At 66.9% G+C, this 2,350-nt stretch carries 1 protein-coding gene and 1 pseudogene; both read left to right on the forward strand.

The window, feature by feature from the left end; translation table 11 throughout:
• Positions 1 to 849, forward strand: a pseudogene (locus ACQKJZ_RS19055) (translational GTPase TypA); the annotation flags it as partial.
• Between the two features lie 365 nt (positions 850 to 1,214).
• Positions 1,215 to 2,294, forward strand: coding sequence for a sialidase family protein (locus ACQKJZ_RS19060; RefSeq protein WP_427733247.1), 1,080 nt, complete (start codon positions 1,215 to 1,217; stop codon positions 2,292 to 2,294).
• Positions 2,295 to 2,350 lie beyond the last annotated feature (56 nt).

Below are 2,350 nucleotides of genomic sequence, written 5' to 3' on the forward strand. Positions count from 1 at the left end.
GTCACCAGCCGCATGATCCGCGACCGCCTGATGCGCGAAGCGGAATCGAACGTCGCGGTGAAGGTCACCGAGAGCGACGACCGCGACAGCTTCGAGGTCGCCGGTCGCGGCGAACTCCAGCTGGGCGTTCTGATCGAGACGATGCGCCGCGAAGGCTTCGAGCTGGGCATCAGCCGCCCGCGCGTGCTGTTCGGCGAGGACGAGGACGGCAAGAAGACCGAGCCGTACGAAACCGTCATCATCGACGTGGACGAGGAATATTCGGGCACGGTCGTCGAGAAGATGAACCTGCGCAAGGCCGAGATGACCGACATGCGTCCCTCGGGCGGCGGCAAGACCCGCATCACCTTCTCGGCGCCGTCGCGCGGCATGATCGGCTACCACGGCGAGTTCCTGTCGGACACGCGCGGCACCGGCATCATGAACCGCCTGTTCGAGCGTTACGGCCCGCACAAGGGCAAGATCGAAGGCCGCAAGAACGGCGTTCTGATCTCGAACGGTGCTGGCGAAGCGCAAGGGTACGCGCTGGGTCCGCTCGAAGAGCGCGGCATCCTGTTCGTCGGCCACGGCGAGGCGCTCTATGAAGGCATGATCATCGGCGAGAACGCCAAGACGGATGACCTCGAGGTCAACCCGATGAAGGCGAAGCAGCTGACCAACTTCCGTGCGTCGGGCGGCAAGGATGACGCCATCCGCCTGACCCCGCCGAAGAAGATGACGCTGGAACAGGCGATCGCCTATATCGACGACGACGAGATGGTCGAAGTGACCCCGAAGTCGATCCGTCTGCGCAAGCGCTACCTCGACCCGAACGAGCGCAAGCGCGCGGCGCGCTCGAAGGCGGCGTAATCAGGGGAAGGGCCGGGCGGAAACGTCCGGCCCTTTTTCTTTGGGGTGGGTTGATGCGCTGTCCCGCCGATAGACCCGCCCCATCCTCCGTTCGGTCCCGACCCCAGCTCGCACCACCCCCTCCGTTCAGCCTGAGCGAAGTCGAAGGCCAAGGGAATCACTTGGCCAAATGCCCCCGGAACGGAAGGGGTAAGCGTGGCCTTCGACTTCGCTCAGGCTGAACCGAGGTGTGAGCTAAGACGGAGGTGCGGGCCGGGACTGGGGTCAGGGTAACGAGTAAGCGCGTGGGGACGGCCAAACCCCATTTCGTTCGCCGCCGATCCCGCCTATCCGCCGACCCTTCGGTTTCGGAAGGATATGACGGCATGAGGATCGCAGCCTGGCTGGCCCTGACATTGGCGACCCTGTCGGCCTCAGCCAGCGCGGCGCCGGCCGCCACCAAGACACGCTCGCCGATCCTGCTGTCCGAATTCATCGACGCCGACGCCCCTTATCCGCAGGCGCATGCTTCGACCATCGTCCAGCTTCCCGACGGGACGCTGGCCGCCGCCTGGTTCGCCGGCTCGGGCGAGAGCCGCCCCGATGTCCGCATCTGGTTCGCCCGGCATGGGGCGCGGGGCTGGGAAAAGCCGGTGCCGGTGGCGGACGGCGTCAGCGCCGATGGACAGCGTTATCCGACCTGGAACCCGGTGCTGTTCCAGCCGCCGGGTGCGCCGCTGCAGCTGTTCTACAAGGTCGGCCCCAATCCGCGCGCCTGGTGGGGGATGGTGATCCGCTCGACCGATGGCGGGCGGCACTGGAGCAGGCCCGAGCGGCTGCCCGATGGCGTGCTCGGCCCGATCAAGAACAAGCCGGTCGTCGCCGCCGATGGCGCCTGGCTCTCTCCCTCCAGCCGTGAGGAGGGGACGGCGGAGGCCAATATCTGGTCGCTGCGCATCGAACGCAACACCGACAAGGGCAGGACCTGGACGGTCGGCCCGCGCATCGCCAGCCCGATGCATATCGAGGCGATCCAGCCCAGCATCCTGTTCCATCCGGGCGGCGCGCTGGAACTGGTCGCCCGCACGCGGCAGGGGGCGCTGGCGCAAAGCTGGTCGCGGGATAATGGCGTCACCTGGTCGCCGATCGCGGCGATCGACCTGCCCAATCCCAATGCCGGCGCCGATGCGGTGACGCTGGCCGAGGGGCGGCAGTTGATCGTCTACAACCATAGCGGACATGCGCCGGGGACGCCCGGCGACGGGCCGCGCTGGCCGCTGAATATCGGGCTGTCGGAGGACGGGGTGCGCTGGCGCAACGTCCTGACGCTGGAGAGCAGGCCGATGCCCGATGGCTATGCCTATCCGGCGGTCATCCAGACGCGCGACGGGTTGGTGCACGTGACCTATACGTGGAACCGGCAGCATATCCGGCATGTGGTGATCGATCCGCGCCTGTTGCGGTAGGTTTCGGGGCGTGGGCTTCGACTTCGCTCAGGCTGAACGGAGCGAGAGGAGTATGT

The sequence above is a fragment of the Sphingomonas sp. NPDC019816 genome (assembly GCF_050274375.1).
Classification (GTDB): Bacteria; Pseudomonadota; Alphaproteobacteria; order Sphingomonadales; family Sphingomonadaceae; genus Sphingomonas.

Excerpts from the sequence above, each read along its gene's own strand:
- ACQKJZ_RS19060 (WP_427733247.1), top strand. The coding sequence starts at position 1,215 with ATGAGGATCGCAGCCTGGCTGGCCCTGACATTGGCGACCCTGTCGGCC.